The organism is Nostoc sp. (assembly GCF_036917775.1).
Lineage (GTDB): Bacteria > Cyanobacteriota > Cyanobacteriia > Cyanobacteriales > Nostocaceae > Nostoc.
Map to the genome: position 1 here is coordinate 1 of NZ_JBALEQ010000137.1, position 2,597 is coordinate 2,597.

Annotated in this window: 3 protein-coding genes; 1 reads left to right on the top strand and 2 read right to left on the bottom strand. The window is 41.7% G+C overall.

Annotated features, from left to right (window positions below):
- Positions 1–121 precede the first annotated feature (121 nt).
- The gene (locus V7K69_RS27865; protein WP_335040483.1) at positions 122–1,165 is read right to left on the bottom strand and encodes a filamentous hemagglutinin N-terminal domain-containing protein; all 1,044 of its coding nucleotides are present in this window, start codon (positions 1,163–1,165) and stop codon (positions 122–124) included.
- A 646-nt stretch (positions 1,166–1,811) separates the two neighbouring features.
- On the opposite strand from V7K69_RS27865, the gene V7K69_RS27875 reads away from it, so the two are divergent.
- On the top strand, positions 1,812–1,958 hold the full coding sequence (locus V7K69_RS27875; RefSeq protein ID WP_335040485.1) for a hypothetical protein: 147 nt from the start codon (positions 1,812–1,814) through the stop codon (positions 1,956–1,958).
- A gap of 91 nt (positions 1,959–2,049) precedes the next feature.
- Here V7K69_RS27875 and V7K69_RS27880 read toward each other — a convergent pair.
- Positions 2,050–2,597 (bottom strand): SDR family NAD(P)-dependent oxidoreductase (locus V7K69_RS27880; RefSeq protein WP_335040487.1); only part of this gene is annotated, 548 nt, incomplete at its 5' end.

Below are 2,597 nucleotides of genomic sequence, written 5' to 3' on the forward strand. Positions count from 1 at the left end.
CTGTTTAATACCTAAGATTATTCATACTTTTGCTAAGTCTCTGATTAACTCAGCCCTGCTGGGTCATTTTGCATGGCTTAGTCTAAACTCCAGTATTTATCGCCCTACTGGAAATGCCTTGTCATCCTGATAATTTCAAGCGTTGGGTTGAAATATTAATATCCCCAGTTAAACCAACTAGGCTTTCGGTATGAATATCACTATACTCATTCAGGTTTGGATGTAGACCGCTTACTTCTAGGGATTCAACTGCATTAATACTAATACCACCAGATGGTTTGAGTCCAAGGTTTTGAATAATCACCTTGGAGCCATTATGTAAGGATATATTTCCTCCTTGTAAGCGAATCGAACCACCACCAGGAGCTAAAGCATCAATAATTGCTTGGTCTAATTTTATATCTCCAAATTTTGATACCTTTTCATAACCAAGTTGCCATCCTTCTGATGTGGACTGCAAGTCGATCGCACCTTCTTTGACACTTGCAAGTTCGATATTTCCAGAACTAGTGGAAATTCGACTACCCACCATCGAAATATTGCTACCTAATAAAGTCAGAGTTTTTCCTGGCTTTACTTGTAAGTTAGATTCACTAGTCGCACGCAGAACGGAATTACTCAATCGCTCAAAACCATAACCAGAACCATTAAATGCAATCGCACCTGGATTACTTCCCATTTGCAATCCTATAGGTACACTGACAGTTAATAATGGCGGATTTTGGGGATTAACTGCACTAAACTCAAATCCATCAGCAAATTTGATGCTATTAGCAGTTGTGCCGACAAATGAACCACCAATATTTAAACTGGCATTGGCACCAAAAATAATGCCTGCGGGGTTGAGTAAAAATAAATTGGCATTACCATTAGCGCTGATAGAACCATTAATGTTGGAAACATTACCGCCAGTCACACGACTAAAAATATTTTGAATATCGGTAGCATTGTCAAATGATGCAGAACCATTGGTAGGAATGGAAAATTGGCTGAAGCTATGAAATAAATTATTGCCAACACGAGAGCCATTTGTGATGGTATAATTACTACTTCCAGATACAGTAGTGTTGAGAGTGCCATCGGGTGTGATTTGTGCCTGAACACTACTGTTGCAAATAGCAGATATGTAGATTGCACCGATTAAACTTAAGAAAGTTACTTTCATCAACAAAACTTGTAATTGTCTACCTTGTGTCTAGTTTTCCCATAGTAAATCTTGCTATTGAGGTAGCTGTGTAATGTTATTGTGAGTTTTTCTTAGCTTTTATCAACAACAGCACAAGTTAATGATGGTTGCAAATTCACAGAAGATTTATTGGCGATTAATTCAATTTTGCTTTGAGCATTGCTCCCGCCAAGAAGTAGCTTGGACAAGAACTTCAAGTGACTTAGGTATTTGGGCTGTGACTGACTGTGTTGTCCGGTATGCAGAGATATGGCATATATCCCTGTTTTGTCAGTTTGGGAGAACCCAATAGCTGAAAGCCTTTCAAGGCTTTAATTTCTGAGTTTTGGCTATAAATTTTAGTTACTGTTAGAAAATAAAGGTTCAAAGCTTGGCTCAATCAAAGTTTCATAATCTTGCTTCGATTATTGTTTTCCGAGAGTGACAGAATAGGGATATCTGACCAGGTGCGATTGCTTCTCTGCTGACTCAATGGCTGAAAATTCAGTTTCGGATGTAGAGATCAAAGTAGTTCATGAGGGTGAAAGTTCCGCGCCGCCCGTGCCAAATCCTGAAAAATGGTCGTATGAGGCAATTGTAGCGAGGTCGCAGATTCGACCGGAGCGTATGCAGAAACTCTTGCGTTGTGACGAATTCGGGGCAGAATCCGGGGTTTGACTTTTTGCAGGAGTGTTGGAATGATGATCCGGCTTTGCAGATTGTGATCAAGAAGTTATTGGTGAAGTTTCCGCAGTGGGGGATTGCGATTGTAGATGGGGTGTTGGTGGATTAGGAGGAGTAGTGAATCTGTACAATCGAGAAGAGTTTGGGCTTGCCGTTTAATACCCAGGTTTCCTTGTCTAGAGCATTACCCTGCCCTGTAGTTAACTTGATGACACCTCAATGACATTTTGGGCAAAGCTTTTATAAGCATCGCCCATTTGTTTAGCTATCGAGTCAGGAAAGACATGAAAATCCCCAGCTTTGAGAGCTTTTATTATCCCGTCTGCCACAAGTGTTGGTGGCTGTGCAACCTCACTCATTCCTGCCGCATCGCCCATATCCGTGGCAATCGGGCCAGGGTGAACACTTAGCACTAGCGTACCCTGCTCACTCAATAGTTCTCGTAATGCCTGGGTGATTGAATAGGCCGCAGCTTTTGAGGCACAGTAAGTGGCAGAGTCGGGGAAACCCTTGAGCGAAGCAACAGAATTGATTTGGGCAAAAACACCACCTCCATTGGCTTTGAGTACTGGGGCAAACGCCTGAGCCATGTAGATCAATCCATATACATTGATCTTCATCTGAAATTCGAGAGCGGCGATCGCATCCTCAGCTAGCGCTCTTTTATGTCTCTGGTGAGAGAAAAATGCTGTGATTTGCTGAGATTCTTGAAATTCCTTGAAGGCTGTGAACAATACAGGTGCTGCTA

Excerpts from the sequence above, each read along its gene's own strand:
- V7K69_RS27865 (WP_335040483.1), bottom strand. The coding sequence starts at position 1,165 with ATGAAAGTAACTTTCTTAAGTTTAATCGGTGCAATCTACATATCTGCT.